Here is a 16,539-nt window from a genome sequence, read left to right on the forward strand (position 1 = left end):
TTGCTTCGACAAGCGAGGACTTGGCTCCCGGGGGTGCTTCCTTTCAAAACAAGAAATAGTCCCGAACTTTACTTTTTTAGTAGCGGGAAAATTTCGTATATGATCTGCTAAAAGTCAGGAAGTAAGACAAACGAGAGGTTCAATTTTTATAAAACGGCAATTAACATCGTTACTTTCTGCCAGCATATAAAAAACAGTCACGTGTATGATCATTGACCATTCCCGTTGCTTGCATATATGCATAACAGATCGTCGGTCCAACAAATTGAAAACCACGACGTTTCAAGTCTTTACTCATTTGCTCGGACTCTTTTGTAAACGCAGGAACCTCTTCATGTTTTTGCCAATGATTAATCATTGGCTTTCCACCGACAAATGACCAGATATACGTGCAAAAGTCGCCAAACTCTTCTTGTACTTTCAAAAAGGCCTGTGCATTTTTAATAAATGCATTTACTTTTCTACGATTACGAATAATCCCTTCATTTTGGAGCAATATTTCTATTTTCTGATCATTATATTTACTTATCTTTATCGGGTCAAATTGATCAAATGCAAGGCGGTAATTTTCTCTGCGCTTTAAAATGGTAATCCAGCTTAGCCCTGCTTGTGCTCCTTCTAAGCAAAGCATTTCAAACAATTTCTGATCGTTGTATTGTGGTTTTCCCCATTCATGATCGTGATAAGCAATATAAACGGCATCATCTGTAACCCATTGGCATCTCTGTTTGATCATCAATCTTCTCCAATCGCGACTTCATTATCTTCATATGAGATCCAATCGCTAAAGCTACCTGGATATAGCTTCACATTTTTAAACCCAAGTGATTTCAGCGCTAAAATATTCGGACAAGCGGATATTCCAGAACCACACGAGACAATGATTTCCTCATCCTTAGATAGAGAAGCAAATTGCTTTTCTAATGCTTCTTTCTTTTTCCATGAACCATTCGCATCAAGTACATCCTTCCAGAAATAATGCTTTGCCCCAGGTATGTGCCCTGCTCTAGCATACATCGGTTCATGGTCTCCTAAATAACGCTCCTTTGCGCGAGAATCAATTAAAACAGCAGCATTTTGCTTTACTTTTTCTTTCACTTCTTCCATATTTGCCGTTTGGTTTGGTCTCATTTTCAAGTGAAATAATTTCGGCTTAAGTTGTGGAATTTCTACCGTCGTTTCGTTCCCTGTTTCTTTCCAGCGGGTATATCCACCATCTAAGACGTACACTTTGTTATGTCCCATGTAATGTAACAACCACCATGCTCTTGCAGCAAACATGTCATTATGATCATCGTATAAAACAACTGTTGTATCATGATCTACGCCGACTTTTCCTAATTTAGCTGCAAGCATCGTGAGATCTGGAAGTGGATGATTTCCTCCATGTTTCAACTTTTTACCGGACAAATCTTTTTCAATATCCATGAAAATTGCACCAGGGATATGGTCTTGCAAATATGCCTTTCTACCTGCTTCTGGATCCATCAATTGAAAACGAACATCAATGATTACTGTATTCTTTAAATTATTTTTCAACCGGTTCTTCAGGCGTTCCACGCTAATGACATATGTCAATGTTATCCCTCCAGTATTTTTAAACAGATATGAACAGCGAAGGTTTTCGATATGATCCCGTAATCTTTTTAACTCTTTATATCCTAACCTTATTTTAAACGATAAGCTGATTCATGCCTACCCCTAACTTAGGGACACGAAGTATTTTGTTTAGAAAATTAGCGTAATTAAGTTATAATAAAAGAAATACTTTGCATGATATGAAGAATAAATAAACAGTACTATTTTTCAAATAAGTTATGTGAAGCATAGAGGTACATACTTTTTAACATAAAGTGCGTGTTCAAAAAGCGAGGTTAAAGGACCGAGGTCGGCTAAGGTTTCAGGGCGTCCTTGAAAAAGAAAAACACTTTTTCTGCGTGCGGTGTATTGCTGTCGTAGCCTTCCTTATCCTGTTGCAACGCTGACACTAGCGCATCTTGGCGCCTGAGTTAGGCGGCGAAGTTTCGAGGAGCGTGCTTGTACAGAATGTGCTGACTTCTACCCCGCCACAGGACGAGCCAACGTAGAATATCCCATAGAAGTACAGATACATATGCGCTAGTATAGGCATCCTCGAAACCCTCACACAGGAAAAGGGGGTATCCTTTTCCAAATGGAGAAACGAGCTAACGAGAAGTTGGATGTGTCATTTTCAATGCACTTTTGAAACAACCTCATCGAGCAACTTGTTTTACATTTAAAGCAGATCGGAGCTGACGATTCATGAAAGAAGAAATGATTGAAAGATTTATCACATACGCCAAAATGGATACACAATCAGATGAAAGCAATGACGCTACCCCATCCACCCCAGGACAACTTGAATTAGCCAATCACTTAGTTCACGAACTTCAGGAAATTGGCATGGTAGATGTTGCCGTAGATGACTTTGGCTATGTCATGGCAACACTTCCAGCAAACACGGATGGAGACATACCGACAATCGGTTTTTTGGCACATTTGGATACAGCAACGGATTTCACAGGAAAAAATGTGCAGCCCCAAGTTATTGAGAACTTTGATGGTGGCGATATTGTCTTAAATGAAGATCAGAATATCGTGCTGTCTGCTTCTGATTTTCCAGAACTGCCACATTATAAGGGGCATACGCTGATCACTACAGATGGGACAACTTTGCTTGGTGCTGATAACAAAGCAGGCATTGCGGAAATTATGACAGCTATGAACTACTTGATTAGACATCCGGAAATCAAGCACGGTAAAATTCGGGTCGCTTTTACACCAGATGAGGAGATTGGTCGTGGACCACATAAGTTTGATGTCGAACGATTTGATGCCACATATGCTTACACCGTCGATGGTGGACCGTTAGGCGAGTTGCAGTATGAAAGTTTTAACGCAGCAGCAGCTAAAATATTGTTTAAAGGCAATAGCGTGCATCCGGGAACAGCAAAAAATAAAATGATCAATGCCGGAAAAATGGCAGCAGCCTTTATCAACGAACTTCCAGACCAAGAGGCTCCCGAATATACAGAAGGATATGAAGGATTTTATCATTTAAGCTCGGTTAATGGTGATGTGGAAAACGCGGAAGTAATCTACATTATAAGAGATTTTGATAAAGATACATTCGAGAAGCGGAAGAACGTGTTTCACCAAATAACGGACAAACTTCAAGCCAAGTATGGAGCAGAATCTGTCACCCTGGAAATGAGAGATCAATATTATAATATGCGAGAAAAAATCGAGCCTGTGAAGGAAATTGTCGATATTGCCTATGATGCGATGAAAAATCTAAATATCGAACCAATTGTACAGCCAATCCGTGGCGGTACTGATGGATCTCAGTTATCGTACATGGGACTGCCAACTCCAAATATCTTTACTGGAGGAGAAAATTTTCACGGTAAATTTGAATATGTTTCTGTAAATAATATGATCAAAGCAACTCAAACGATTATTGAAATTTGTAAGCTATTTGAGCAACGAAGTTAAATATAATAGCTATTAACGTGCCAACCGACGTCTGTTGGCACTTTTTTATGTGCATTCTTATGATGGCATTGCTTGGGTTGGCAAGACGTACTGCTTGAAAACGGAGGCTGTCTTAAATGACTCTCGTGCTTACATGCTCGAATTGGCGTGCCTTGCTCGATCTGATGGCTGACTCACGTGGTTTACGACGCCACTAGAGGACTGATTTCTGACTTGCACGATTTACGGTATTATTAGCAAGCCCTTCCCGAATTCGAGTATGAGTACCCTTGGTTTAAGCGTCCCTCCCTTTAAATCGAGCAAGTCATTAGCTAGAACGCATCTCCGCTATAGGGTTTGAGTGATTGTGAACTTCGGCGATTTTCCATTTTACACCAAAAATAAAATCCCGAGGTAGGTTAAGCTCTCAGAATTTCGCAAAAAATTCTTATTTATTCCAACTTGTAGCATCCCATTACTAAAACTGCTTCGTAATCATTAAAATAATGATAAGGAAAAACAAAAGGCTTTCTATTCTTTCATAGAAAAATAGTTTTTTGGACAAATTAAAATACTCATCTGGTATCGTATCCTCATGATGCATTTGTAATAGATTTTTAATTGGTTTTGAACGTGGAGATAGCACGAGGGGGCCAAATGCTAAAGCAAGCAGGAAGAGCAATAAGCTTGTTACATACCACCCTTGAGAAAATAAAAAGGGACGAAGTACTCCCATTGCTAAACCTGTTAACAATAACAATGTTCCACCAATCATGACTAGCCAATGTAATTTGGCTCGAATCCTAAATCCATATCGCAATTCAGTCATAGTTGTCGCAGTTTTAACTGGCATAATCATCAAAAATCCAGGACCCATCCCAACGATAGCTGAAATGATGTGAATAAATACCAATATGTCATAAAACTCCATTTTATTTGCTCCCTCTAGTTTCCTAAATAATAACTAAGAATAGCATCCACCTCTGGTCCATATACTTCGCCAAATAAATTTAAATGAACTAATAAATAGTACAGTTGATATACCGGCTTACAATCTCTATAATAATTCTTTGTAGGAAAAGTGCCTTCATAGGCTTGATAGAAATTTTTTGAAAAACCACCAAACACCTCTGTAAAAGCTAAATCAAAATGTCTGTCACCATACAAAAAAGAGGGATCAATTAAATAAGGCACACCCTGCTTACCGACAATCCAATTCCCCCCCCCACAAGTCACCATGTAAATAGGATGGGGAGATATCTTCTGGGATCCAGCGATCTAACTGCATAAGTAACTGTTCAAGCTTTTCACGTCGTTTTCCGCTTATAACGTTTCTTTCCACTCCAAGCTGTAACTGTGTGAGCAGACGTCGATCACGATAATATTCTAACCAGCTATCATAAAATCCATTCGGTTGCTGCAGTGTACCTATAAATGTAGATTTGGTAAATCCATGCTGTTCCCCCATGTTTTGGTGCATTGCTGCCAACCGCTCACCAAGTAGCGTATCCGTTTGCTGCGTTTTATTCCCACTCACCCATTCCAACACTAAAAACCGCTCGTCCTGTTCATCGGAATAGCTGATGACGTCTGGAACATGAATCGTATTGGTAGATTGTATAAGCTGCAACCCCATTGCTTCTAGAGTAAAAAAGTGATTTGGTGCAGCTTCGTTATATTTGATGAAAAATTTTTGCTGTTTTGTTTCTACAAGGTAGGCTTCATTAATAGAACCGCCTGTCACCCTTTTCGAATTAATGACTTTCTCTTTTACTCCCGCCTGCTGTAACAGCTTCTGGAAGCGTTGTTTCATATAACAGATTACTCCTTTCGTATCGCAAATCAGTATTGTGAAACGTCTCCACCCGAGTTTTGCATAGTACAGAAATGATTACTGCTATTCATACGTGATCTTCATATCCCCTGGTTGGATCCAGCCCTTTTTTCGCAAAAAGCTAACAATAAGTAAACTAATTATTGCTGGTGCAATCATATGTAACATTAGCATACTCCAAAGCACTGACATCGAAAAGCCCATTGATTCGATTGTCATAATTTGTCCAACAAACCCACTTGTACCCATGCCTGCTCCTGAAGGATTATTCGTTAATTCCAGCCACACAGTAGCAAATGGAGCAACCATAGCACCAGCTATCGTCGGAGGTAATAAAATAATTGGCTTTTTAACAATATTCGCGACTTGCAGCATAGACGTTCCAACCCCTTGCGCGATAAAGCCACCAAATCCGTTATCGCGGTAACTGGCAACAGCAAAGCCGATCATTTGTGCCGAACAGCCTACAGTAGCCGCTCCTGCTGCCAAGCCATCCAGTGATAGCATAATGGCAATCGCCGCAGAGGAAATAGGAGCTGTTAAAGCTATCCCCATCAATACAGCTACTAAAATTCCCATAATGAAAGGTTGCTGCTCAGTGGACCAATTTATCATTTCTCCAAAGCCTTGCATTAATCTACTAATTGCAGGCCCGATGAATTTGCCGGTTGCAAAACCTGCAATGATAGTAACTAATGGCGTGATGATGATATCGACGCGCGTTTCCTGATATACCATTTTCCCCATTTCTGTTGCTAGTACTGCACTAACATAACTACCTGCTGGTCCACCTAATTCTGCACCAAACGCGCCAGCAAACAGCGCCGAAAATAGTACAAGCGGCGGTGCCTTTAATCCGTATGCAATCGCTACACCAATTGCTCCCCCCATTATTTTCGTATCCATGGCAAAACTACCCATTTCCATGAAAATTTGTGCCAACGATGGCGAGAATATACTAACAACTTGCTCTCCAACTGTCTGAATAATTAAACCAATAATTAATGAAGCAAATAATCCTAATGCCATATAGCTTAAAGCCGTTATAAAATAGACTTTTCCCGTTACATGGATACCTTTTCGCTGTAAAAATTGCTGCATGTAAAATCCTCCTATCGTGAAATAACTCACATTATAACGAATGAAAATGGATAAATTGCCTTATTATCAATTGTACCGTGTAAAGCTTCACAAACTAACCTTATATGTCTCATTCCAAAATAAGTGATACCTCCATCCCGTCAAATTCTATTCAGCTAGCACAGGTCGCTAGTACCTCAAAGATACGAACTAAAAACCTCTGGCAGGAATCGGATATTTCTTGCAGTTGGATCTTATGCTTTTCACCTTGGGATCGCCTCGTTAGAACAGAAGGTCTATATGTAGGACTAAAAGCAATATTAGCTATTTTATTTAACAAAATGAGCCTAGCCAAATGTGTTAGGCACTCTTCAACTCTTGGTCTTTGCAATAATTTTCACCTTAGACTTGAGGGAGACCCCTAAAAGAGGTTGATCTTTATAAGAATACGATTCTAACAGATGCTCAATAAAGAAAAATTTTAAATAAAACTTCCCACATGTAGTGGTATTTGGTTTCCTACTTTTAGTTTTTCAGTGTCCTTGACTAGATGTAGAATCGGGTCTATTGGCAATCCGTAGTAGCTCTATCTAAGATTTTCGCATATTCCATCTTCATTTAACTGTATTTATCATCTATTTATTGTATTATCATCTATTATTACGTTAATCATCCATTACTTCAAGCAGATTATTTATCCCAACTTTTTCGGATATGCAATGGCTTAGGGATAGATTAGTTGCTTTTCAACGTTTATTCAGCTACAATTTAACTGAAAATAATTATCAATTATGGAAACATGTAAGGGAGATGGAAGATATGGGGGAAACTACTACAAAATCGCAACTAGCCAACATTATCCGTGAACGCCGTGCTGTCAAAAAAGGGTATAATAATACAGAAGTCACACAAGATACGGTTTTAGAATTATTAAAGGATGCCGTTTGGGCACCTACTCATGGAATGCGCCAACCATGGCGATTTATTTTTGTAGGAGCTGATAAACTACCAGAGTTTGCCGAAAAAGTCGCTGCTACTTACCCTCCTGAAAGACAAGAAAATAGAGAGAATTATTTAAATGAGCCGAATGCTATTTTAGTTGTTGTTATGGATGAGCCCGAGTCTCAAAAGGAATGGGAAGAAAATTATGGTGCAGTCGCTTGCTTAATTCAAAATTTCTGGTTATTAGCTTGGGAAAAACAACTCGGCGTAGTATGGAAAACCAATCCACATATTCAAGATCCGAAAGTGAAGGAAATATTAGATGTAAAACCGCATGAAAAAATAGTCAGCTTCCTTCATTTAGGATACTTCGATGAAGCCCCGACACCTAAAGAACGCATCGATGTTGTAGAAAAATTCACAACCTTCCAAGGATAACAACCGACAAACGAGACACATATAGTCTAGTGTTAGAAAAACTTGGCTTGTCGCCAAGTCTTATGGCGGAAGCCTTTGTTTTTCTTATACTATAAACCAAAAAAAACTATACTTTCCTATAAGTGGAACAAAGGCGAAAGCGCCCGTTTAGCAACGTAGCGAATGGAACAAATCAACTAATCATGCCACTAAAAACAGGGATATGCCGACGTCTGAGCGGCTAGCCCGTTTTTAGTCGGCCTTCCTCTTTGCGACAAACCGATGAGGCCTTATCATAGGGCGCATTTCTAAAGCCGCATCGTTGCTGGGCTCATGCGCCGGACGTGACTATTCGTTTATTTCATTATCCATAAGCACATAAGTTTATACTTTCTTACTCTGTTAGAAAAACTTGGCTTGTCGCCAAGTCTTATGGCGAAAGCCTTTTGTTTTTCTTATACTATACACCAAAAAACCTTATACTTTCCTATAGTGCAAAAAAGGCTTGATGGTGTAACCCCACTCCCATCAAGCCTCTTTTACTAACTAGTTTAATCCCAAAGTGAGCTTTTCAATTGATGATCCTGTTGATGGCGATCAATTGCTAATTCAATCAATGTAGTAATTAAATCTTGGTAGGAAAGTCCGCTTACTTCCCACAGCTTTGGATACATACTAATTTTGGTAAATCCTGGTAATGTATTTACTTCATTTAGATAAATCTCGCCTGCTTCTGTTAAGAAGAAGTCCACTCTTGCCAACCCTTCGCATTCTAATACTTTAAACGCCTGAATAGCAATCTCTTGCACCCGCTTTGTTGTCTCCTCTGAAACATCAGCTGGAATCGCTAAATCGGCCCCTTTTTCATCAATGTATTTGGATTCATAGGAATAAAACTCTGTTTGCGGTAAAATCTCCCCTAGTAATGAGGCTTTTGGTTCCTCGTTTCCTAATACAGAACACTCTATTTCTCTGCCAATAATACACTCTTCGATAACAATTTTATGATCATAATTAAATGCTTCTTTAACACCTTGGTAGAATTCTTCTTCTGTCGTCACTTTACTAATTCCAACAGACGACCCCTGATTGGCTGGTTTAATAAACATCGGTGTTCCTAACTGTTCAGCAACTGTTTCATAATTAATCTCTTGCTGTTCATTTTTCCGGTAAACAATCCCGTTTGCAACGTTTATTCCAGCTGCCTGTAATAAACGCTTAGCGATATCTTTATCCATACACACGGAAGACGCTAAAACGTCTGGACCTACAAATGGAAGATCTGCTAAACGTAGCATTCCTTGCAAGCTGCCATCCTCACCCAATGTCCCATGAACAATCGGAAATACAACATCCAATTCATCAAGCTTTGCTGCATTGGAAGTTTGAATAAACTGTTTTTCTTTCTCTCCTGGAACAATTGCCACTGTTTCGTTCGATTTGTTTAATTGAATTAGTTTCGGATTATCTGCGTGCAGCAAATAGGAGGACGGCTCATTTAAATGCCATTTCCCTTCTTTATCAATCCCAATTAAAACAACCTCAAATTTATCGCGATCAATCGCATCGACAATATTTTTAGCTGATTGAAGTGACACTTCATGTTCAGCAGATTTTCCTCCAAAAATAATCCCTACTTTTTTCTTTTCCATGTTTTTCGTCCTTCCCTTATCATAATGGTTCAAAAAGGACAGGCTGATTGATGTCACAAAATAAGCATCTAAACGCATGATCACCTGCGAAATAAAGACATGAATATAAAACCCACGTCATATAGAGGCTACCTAAGTATATAAACCTACTTAGCCAACTTCCATATCATCGTATACTTGATATAATCCTTTATTAAGTCCGCAAACGACGGTGAATATAGCTGCATATTCGTATTCTTTCCTTCCTGGACTTTTTGAACAACTGAGACTTTTATTCGAAGTTAAACTGTATAATTAAAATAGCATAAAACCGTCCATGCAATAAAGCAAAAAATAATTTTTGCACGATCGATTAAAGTAACTCGTTACTATTATAATACGTATCACGATATTTTGCTCTTCCCCATTTTTAATGGCAACTATTTCTCTAATTTTTATGGTATCATTGTTCATATTTCCCTCTAACTGATCTATCTTTTTCAGAAGTGTTAAAGTGACCAATATGCAGAACGTTAAAACCCCACTTCATTCATACCATATTTTCTTTTAATATAAAATTAGATGCTTGAGGATAACGAAATAAACCGAATAGCCACGTCCGGCGCATGAGCCCAGCAACGATGCGACTTTAGAAATGCGCCCTACGATAAGGCCTCATCGGTTCGTCAAAAAGATGAAGACCGACTAAAAACGGGCTAGCCGCTCAGGCGTCGGCATATCCCTGTTTTTAGTGGCATGATTTCTTTATCTTTAGTTGATTCGTTCCATTCGCTACGTTGCTAAACGGGCGCCCCGCGCCTTTGTTCATACTATGATGGCAACCTAATCATTATAACAAGCAGCTTTCTTTTTTGCAGCCCCGCAATGTATGTATTTTATAACGAGCACGCGCCTATATAAACCCGCTTCCTTTCTACCTGCAAGTAAATTTTTTCACACTACTAAAAAAGCAGATGATGTGTCTTTTTTCTAAAGGAAATAAGCACAAAAGTGACCATTTAGCCATATAATACAGTAAACCATTTTATTCAGGGGCATAAAAGCCCCTGAATAGTTAGCAGAAACTTATTATTTTGAGGAGTTGTAAAGTTCTTTAAACATTTTTACAACTTCCTCCATATTTGCTCCGTTATTCCCTGGTCCATCACTAAAATCATTTAAGAAAACTAACACAATGATGATTGCTGCAATGGATAAAGCATTTGCTTCATTATTAATATACACATGCGGATTTCCGTTATTTTCAAATTTGGTGCGATCACTTTGCGATTGTGCTTGCCCTTGATACTGGTCTTGGTTTTGGTCTTGATTTTGGCGCTGAGCTTGTGCTTGCAGCTGTAATAGAATATCTTCTAACAACACCTCCATACGTCTAAAGTCGTCTTTTTTGTCAAAGTCACAATGTCTTGAATAACATCCCATATTTAACACTCCTTTATTTAGATTACACTAGTAATATATGTTAGCGTGTTGGTAATGGAAGGGTGGCTGTCTTTGTAGGAAAAAATTAATAAAACAAACTATATTTGATAGACAAAAAACAGCAATTACAAATGTTACCATTTGAAGAATCTGATTAAATGCGAGTGGAAATGAATCCAGGTCTAATAAACCAACCAGTATAAAGCTGAATTTCTAAAGATGCTTCAGTAAAAATAACTCCTTTTATGATAAAGCGAATCTTCAATCAGTCGAGGTTTTCATTCATCCACCACGGGCTTGAGAATACCGTAATGGTATGACCTAAAAGCCTCTTAAGAAATAGGTCATTTTGGAGCTGTTATCTCCCAAATACTTGTTGCAGTACAGATGATCCAGCTCGGCGTCTTACAGCATCTAATTTACGTGATAAACCATTGTAAAACTGAATTCCTGAAGACAGTGCCATCAACAATAACTCCTTTTATACTAAAAAGGGGTTGACATTTTCAAGATTGTATTTTAAGATTATTTTCAATAAACAAAATGATATTAAGCAATGATGAAGAGTAGTAATCTAATGGAACACTCTAGAGAGCTGATGGCAGGTGCAAATCAGTGTGATTGTGTTAGATGAATGGACTTCTAAGCTTCCAAACCGAACCAAAATAATGCAGTAGGCTTTGGCGAATTCGTCTCATCGTTACCTGAGACAAATAGCAGTGTGAGCAGTCTGCTATTGTCAAAGTGAGTTGCATTGCAGCTAATAAAGGTGGTACCACGGTCCCTCGTCCTTTTCTAAGAGCGAGGGGCTTTTTGATTTTCCGATTTCACATAGCAGCTATTATTCTTAACCGAAAGCTTCATCTAGCTTTCTATTGGTTGCATTTTCTATAAAAAAATACTAACAAATCGATGCGTAAGAGAAGTAAGCTTGCATAAAGCGTCATAGAGAGCTGGTGATGGTGGAATACCGGCACGTGGAATCAAGCTGAATGGACTTACAAGAGGTTTCCTGAACGTATTAGTAGGGAAACACGGCACTCCGCCGTTACACGGATAGGATATCGGAATAGTGATTGGAGACTATTGCACGACTTGTCTTACAGGCATGTCGGCACTACAGAAAAGTGTGCTCTAGCAGCTATAGCATTGCCTCACGGTCCCTAGTTTTCCCTTCCCATTCCCGTATCTGAATCAAGATGAAAAGATAACTTCTTTTCAAAAGAGGTGGCACCGCGGTCGTCTATCGTCCTCTATAAGCACAACTATGTGTTTATAGAGGTTTTTTTCTTTCATCAAAATCTCTTAGAAAGGGTGATGCTAATGCAAAAAACAAGCAAAGAAGCGTATCGTTTCGTACAGCTAAATGGCGACACCTTCACACCAATTGATATTTATTTGCGCCTGACAGGAACGAAAAAGTTTTTATTAGAAAGTACGTTCAAGCACCAAAGCAAGGGAAAGTATTCTTTTATTGGCTGTGACCCTTATGAGGAAATTATCAGCTTTGGAGAGCAAACAAAAATCATCAACTGCGAAACTGGAAAAGTTCAAACGGTGAACCAGAATGCCATCACGTATTTAGAGCAATCCTTTCCGCAAATGGAATTTGATTTGCCGTTTCCATTTTACGGAGGAGCTGTTGGCTATATTGGTTATGACGCCATTCGTTTGACCGAGGATATCGGTGAACGTCTTCCTGATCCGCTCGACATGCCAGATATTCATTTAATGGTTTATCAAGATGTCATTGTGTTTGACCACGCTAATGAAACGATCCATCTAATCGCTATTCAACTACCACATGAACAAAATGTAGATCTTGATGAACGGTTAATGAAATTAAAGCAGTACTTGGTCAAGCCAGTTAAAAATCAGGAACAAACAAAAACAAGCTTTTCCTTTAAACCCGAGATGACACAGGAAGAATTTCAACATCATGTCCAAATCGCAAAACATCATATTCAACAGGGTGATATCTTTCAAGTCGTCCTATCACAACGAATGAAAGCAAAAGTATCTGGAGATCCCTTCTCGTTTTATCGAAAACTGCGAAACGTCAATCCATCTCCCTATATGTTTTATATCGATTTTACTGATTATTGCTTACTTGGTGCTTCACCCGAAAGCTTGCTACAAACGCATGGAAAAACGGTCATCACCAATCCAATTGCCGGCACGAGACCACGAGGTTCCACCAAAACAGAAGATGAAAAACGCAAAAAGGAATTGCTGCAGGACAAGAAGGAAATTGCCGAACATCGGATGCTTGTTGACTTAAGCCGAAACGATCTAGGAAAGGTTTGTGAGGTTGGTAGCATTACGATTCCTACCTATATGACGATTGAAAAATATGAATATGTCATGCATATCGTTTCGGAAGTACATGGCAAATTGAAAGAAACGATGACATCATTTGATGCACTCAGATCTTGTCTGCCAGCAGGTACAGTATCAGGTGCGCCCAAAATTAGAGCAATGCAAATCATTAATAGTCTAGAGGCACATGCACGAAGCGTTTATGGTGGTGGGATTGGTTTTATTAACTTTAATCACGATTTAAATATGGCGCTTGCAATTCGCTCTCTTATCATCAAAGAAACGACTGCTTATTTACAAACAGGTGCAGGCATTGTCTTTGATTCTGATCCGGAAACAGAGTTTAAAGAAACCCTATTTAAAGCAAAATCGTTAACGGAGGTGCATCAATGATTTTATTGATTGATAACTTTGACTCGTTTACGTATAACATTTATCAATATGTTGCTGAAAGGGGCTACGATGTTGACGTCGCGCGAAATAATGCGTTAACTATTGAACAGATTCGTAAACTCAAACCAGACGCAATCCTGATTTCACCAGGTCCAGGTTTACCAAAGGATGCCGGTAATTGCACTGCTATCGTTAAAGCTTTTTATCAACAAATTCCTATCCTAGGTATTTGCTTAGGTCATCAAGTCATTGGGGAAGCACTTGGTGCACAGATACGACCAGCAAGACAAATTATGCATGGGAAGACATCGTTTATTACCCATCAAGGAACAGGTATTTTCCAATATATATCACAGCCTCTGGAAGTGATGCGTTACCACTCTTATGTGATTGATATACCTCTTTCAGCCCCATTGGAAGTGACAGCAACTTCTATGGATGATCAAGAAATCATGGCCGTTCAGCATACAGTCTACCCTGTATACGGCGTGCAATTCCATCCAGAGTCCATTGGAACAGGTATGGGAAAGAAATTAATCCATCAATTTTTAACACATGTACGGGAGGGGAAGACATATGAAAGTTTATCTTGAAAAACTGATCCAAGGAAACAGTTTAACCATGGAGGAAATGCGCGCAGCTACACTTGCCTGTTTGAGTGATACGGTTACAGATTCCCAAATTGCAGCCTTTTTAACAGCTCTGCAAGCAAAAGGAGAAACAGCTGAGGAAATTGCGGGGTTAACAGACTTCATCCGTGCTAACTCCACTTTTCAGATGGATGTGTTGGATGGTGTAATGGATAACTGTGGAACAGGTGGAGATCAATCTGGAAGCTTCAATATTAGTACTACTGCTGCGTTTGTTATTGCAGGAGCTGGCATCACTATCGCCAAGTACGGAAACAGGAGTGTCTCTAGTAAAACAGGAAGTGCGGATGTGCTAGAGCATCTAGGTGTCTCCTTATTTTTTACCAAGCAACAAATAAAAGAGGCTCTGGCTAACAATCAGATCGCCTTTTTGTTCGCACCACATGTTCATCAAACATTAAAGCCAATTGGCAAAGTACGAAACGAGCTTGGTCTGCCAACGATCTTTAATATGATCGGTCCATTAACAAACCCCGTACAATTAAATACGCAGTTAATTGGCGTTTATCGTGAAGATAAGCTAGAACTCATTGCTTCCGCGCTGAAAAAGCTTGGAAGACAACGAGCTGTAGTTGTTCATGGAGCTGGAGGAATGGATGAGGCATCGCTTTCTGGAACGAACCATCTCATCGTGCTAGAAGAGAAAGAGCTTAAACGGTTCACATTACATCCAAACGACGTTAATCTCCCTGTTTATCCCAACCAAGCGATTCAAGGAGGAACTGCGAAAGAGAATGCCGCGATTACACTTTCCGTGCTACAAGGACAGCCAAGTGCCTATTTGGATACAGTACTGCTAAATGCCGGACTTGGTATTTATGCACAAGGTGCAGCAGCAACTATTCAAACTGGAATTGAGATAGCCAGAAAAAGCATAACTTCTGGTAACGCACTTACAAAGCTAGAAAGACTAAGAACTATAAGTGAAAAATTTACAAGCGAGGTGGGCTAAATGACTATTCTGGATGAAATCATCACCGTCAAACAAACAGAAGTACGAGAACTTTTACAAAGCAAACGAAAATTTGCTATTACCAAAAAAACTCATTCATTAACCAAGAGGATCGCAGAAGCTGGGCAAATGCAAATTATCGCAGAAATCAAACGGGCTTCGCCTTCTAAGGGAGATATACAAACAAATATACATCCAGTTGAACAGGCAATCATGTATGAAAAATGTGGAGCTGCTGCTGTTTCCGTGCTTACGGACGCTTCCTTTTTCAAAGGATCCATGAACGATTTAAAAGCAGTAGCAGAAGCTGTAGAGATACCCGTTCTATGTAAAGATTTTATCATTCATCCGATTCAAATTGACCAAGCCAAAGCGGCGGGCGCATCGATCATTTTATTAATTGTTGCTGCACTTTCTAAACAGCAACTGCAAGAATTATACGCTTATGCAACAGCAAATGACTTAGAGGTAATTTGTGAAGTTCATGATATAGAAGAATTAAGTACTGCTCTTTCCTTGAATCCAGCAATCATCGGCATTAACAACCGCAATTTAAAAACCTTTGCTGTCACGCTACAAACAACGAAAAATATAGCTCAGCAAATAAACAATCCAAATACGATGATTATTAGTGAGAGCGGCATACGGTCACGATCAGACGCCATGCTTGCCAGAGATGCTGGAGCAGATGCAATTCTTGTTGGGGAAACGTTAATGCAATCAAGTAACATCCAACATACCTTCCAGCAACTCCAACTGGATAGGAGGAAGAAGAATGCTCGTTAAAATATGCGGCATCCAGACAATTGAAGCGGCACAGGCAGCTGTCCTGGCAGGAGCTGATTGGATTGGATTCGTGTTCGCCCCAAGTAAAAGGCGCGTATCCCTAGAACAAGCAAGAGCAATTGCAACAACGCTTCCACCTTCTATCCAAACAGTTGGCGTGTTTGTCAATGAAACGGTTGAAACGATGAATGGATTGGCAAGCAAGGTACCGTTAGATTATATCCAACTACATGGACAAGAAGATAACCTTATTGCCAAAAAAATTGAAGCCAAAATCATGAAAGCATTTTCGATAACAGAGATAAAACAAGCAGATGCAGCTAACTACCCTTGTGACTATCTATTAGTGGACGCCCCCCGTGCAACATATGCTGGAGGGAACGGAGTAGTCTTTGATTGGCAACAATTGAAAAACTTACAACTGCCTCACGACAAGTTAATGATTGCTGGAGGACTAACACCAGATAACGTCACGTCAGCGATCCGCCTGCTACAACCTACTGCTGTTGATGTATCAAGCGGTGTTGAAACAAACGGGAAAAAAGACCATAACAAAATAACCCAATTTATTAACAGAGCCAAAAGGAAAGGATGAAC

The 16,539-nt window shown here is 39.5% G+C and carries 15 protein-coding genes and 2 other annotated features; of the genes, 7 read left to right on the forward strand and 8 right to left on the reverse strand.

Annotated elements, in window-relative coordinates:
• Positions 1–169: 169 nt before the first annotated feature.
• Complete coding sequence (locus KBP50_RS15600; RefSeq protein WP_050351376.1) at positions 170–736, reverse strand: DNA-3-methyladenine glycosylase I; 567 nt, start codon at positions 734–736, stop codon at positions 170–172.
• Positions 736–1,578: a sulfurtransferase gene (locus KBP50_RS15605; RefSeq protein WP_050351377.1), complete on the reverse strand. Its 843-nt coding sequence runs from the start codon at positions 1,576–1,578 to the stop codon at positions 736–738. The genes KBP50_RS15600 and KBP50_RS15605 overlap by 1 nt, the downstream gene beginning before the upstream one ends.
• Before the next feature lie 705 nt (positions 1,579–2,283).
• Here KBP50_RS15605 and pepT point away from each other — a divergent pair.
• Positions 2,284–3,516: a peptidase T gene (pepT, locus tag KBP50_RS15610; RefSeq protein WP_050351378.1), complete on the forward strand. Its 1,233-nt coding sequence runs from the start codon at positions 2,284–2,286 to the stop codon at positions 3,514–3,516.
• A 457-nt stretch (positions 3,517–3,973) separates the two neighbouring features.
• Here the strand turns inward: pepT and KBP50_RS15615 are convergent, their stop codons facing one another.
• From KBP50_RS15615 to KBP50_RS15625, 4 genes are all read right to left on the reverse strand, one after another.
• On the reverse strand, positions 3,974–4,426 hold the full coding sequence (locus KBP50_RS15615) for a DUF2269 family protein (protein WP_050351379.1): 453 nt from the start codon (positions 4,424–4,426) through the stop codon (positions 3,974–3,976).
• A 14-nt stretch (positions 4,427–4,440) separates the two neighbouring features.
• Entirely contained in the window at positions 4,441–4,689 is a 249-nt protein-coding gene (locus KBP50_RS22205) for a fructosamine kinase family protein (RefSeq protein WP_236691396.1), read from the reverse strand.
• 7 nt (positions 4,690–4,696) lie between these two features.
• Complete coding sequence (locus KBP50_RS15620; protein WP_236691397.1) at positions 4,697–5,308, reverse strand: fructosamine kinase family protein; 612 nt, start codon at positions 5,306–5,308, stop codon at positions 4,697–4,699.
• 84 nt (positions 5,309–5,392) lie between these two features.
• A complete protein-coding gene (locus tag KBP50_RS15625) occupies positions 5,393–6,430 on the reverse strand; it encodes a PTS sugar transporter subunit IIC (RefSeq protein WP_050351380.1) in 1,038 nt (345 codons plus the stop codon).
• A 798-nt stretch (positions 6,431–7,228) separates the two neighbouring features.
• On the opposite strand from KBP50_RS15625, the gene KBP50_RS15630 reads away from it, so the two are divergent.
• Complete coding sequence (locus KBP50_RS15630) at positions 7,229–7,789, forward strand: nitroreductase family protein (protein WP_050351381.1); 561 nt, start codon at positions 7,229–7,231, stop codon at positions 7,787–7,789.
• Between the two features lie 530 nt (positions 7,790–8,319).
• On the opposite strand, the gene ddlA is transcribed toward KBP50_RS15630, so the two are convergent.
• Together ddlA and KBP50_RS15640 are read right to left on the reverse strand one after the other, a co-directional pair.
• Complete coding sequence (gene ddlA / locus KBP50_RS15635) at positions 8,320–9,420, reverse strand: D-alanine--D-alanine ligase (RefSeq protein ID WP_050351382.1); 1,101 nt, start codon at positions 9,418–9,420, stop codon at positions 8,320–8,322.
• 1,068 nt (positions 9,421–10,488) lie between these two features.
• Positions 10,489–10,842, reverse strand: a complete 354-nt coding sequence (locus KBP50_RS15640) for a hypothetical protein (protein WP_050351383.1) — start codon at positions 10,840–10,842, stop codon at positions 10,489–10,491.
• Between the two features lie 547 nt (positions 10,843–11,389).
• Positions 11,390–11,638 (forward strand) — a binding site (T-box leader).
• Positions 11,639–11,745: 107 nt separating this feature from the next.
• Positions 11,746–12,099, forward strand: a binding site (T-box leader).
• A gap of 66 nt (positions 12,100–12,165) precedes the next feature.
• On the opposite strand from KBP50_RS15640, the gene trpE reads away from it, so the two are divergent.
• Genes trpE through KBP50_RS15665 form a run of 5 tightly spaced genes read left to right on the forward strand, consistent with a single transcriptional unit; the run spans position 12,166 to position 16,537 of the window.
• Positions 12,166–13,554: an anthranilate synthase component I gene (gene trpE / locus KBP50_RS15645; RefSeq protein WP_050351384.1), complete on the forward strand. Its 1,389-nt coding sequence runs from the start codon at positions 12,166–12,168 to the stop codon at positions 13,552–13,554.
• The gene (locus KBP50_RS15650; RefSeq protein ID WP_050351385.1) at positions 13,551–14,147 is read left to right on the forward strand and encodes an anthranilate synthase component II; all 597 of its coding nucleotides are present in this window, start codon (positions 13,551–13,553) and stop codon (positions 14,145–14,147) included. Before trpE ends, KBP50_RS15650 begins: the two co-directional genes overlap by 4 nt.
• A complete protein-coding gene (trpD, locus tag KBP50_RS15655; protein ID WP_050351386.1) occupies positions 14,131–15,156 on the forward strand; it encodes an anthranilate phosphoribosyltransferase in 1,026 nt (341 codons plus the stop codon). The genes KBP50_RS15650 and trpD overlap by 17 nt, the downstream gene beginning before the upstream one ends.
• Entirely contained in the window at positions 15,157–15,942 is a 786-nt protein-coding gene (gene trpC, locus KBP50_RS15660; protein ID WP_050351387.1) for an indole-3-glycerol phosphate synthase TrpC, read from the forward strand. It abuts the gene before it with no gap.
• On the forward strand, positions 15,932–16,537 hold the full coding sequence (locus KBP50_RS15665) for a phosphoribosylanthranilate isomerase (protein ID WP_050351388.1): 606 nt from the start codon (positions 15,932–15,934) through the stop codon (positions 16,535–16,537). Before trpC ends, KBP50_RS15665 begins: the two co-directional genes overlap by 11 nt.
• The last annotated feature ends 2 nt before the right edge of the window (positions 16,538–16,539 follow it).

Source organism: Virgibacillus pantothenticus (genome assembly GCF_018075365.1).
GTDB lineage: Bacteria > Bacillota > Bacilli > Bacillales > Amphibacillaceae > Virgibacillus > Virgibacillus pantothenticus.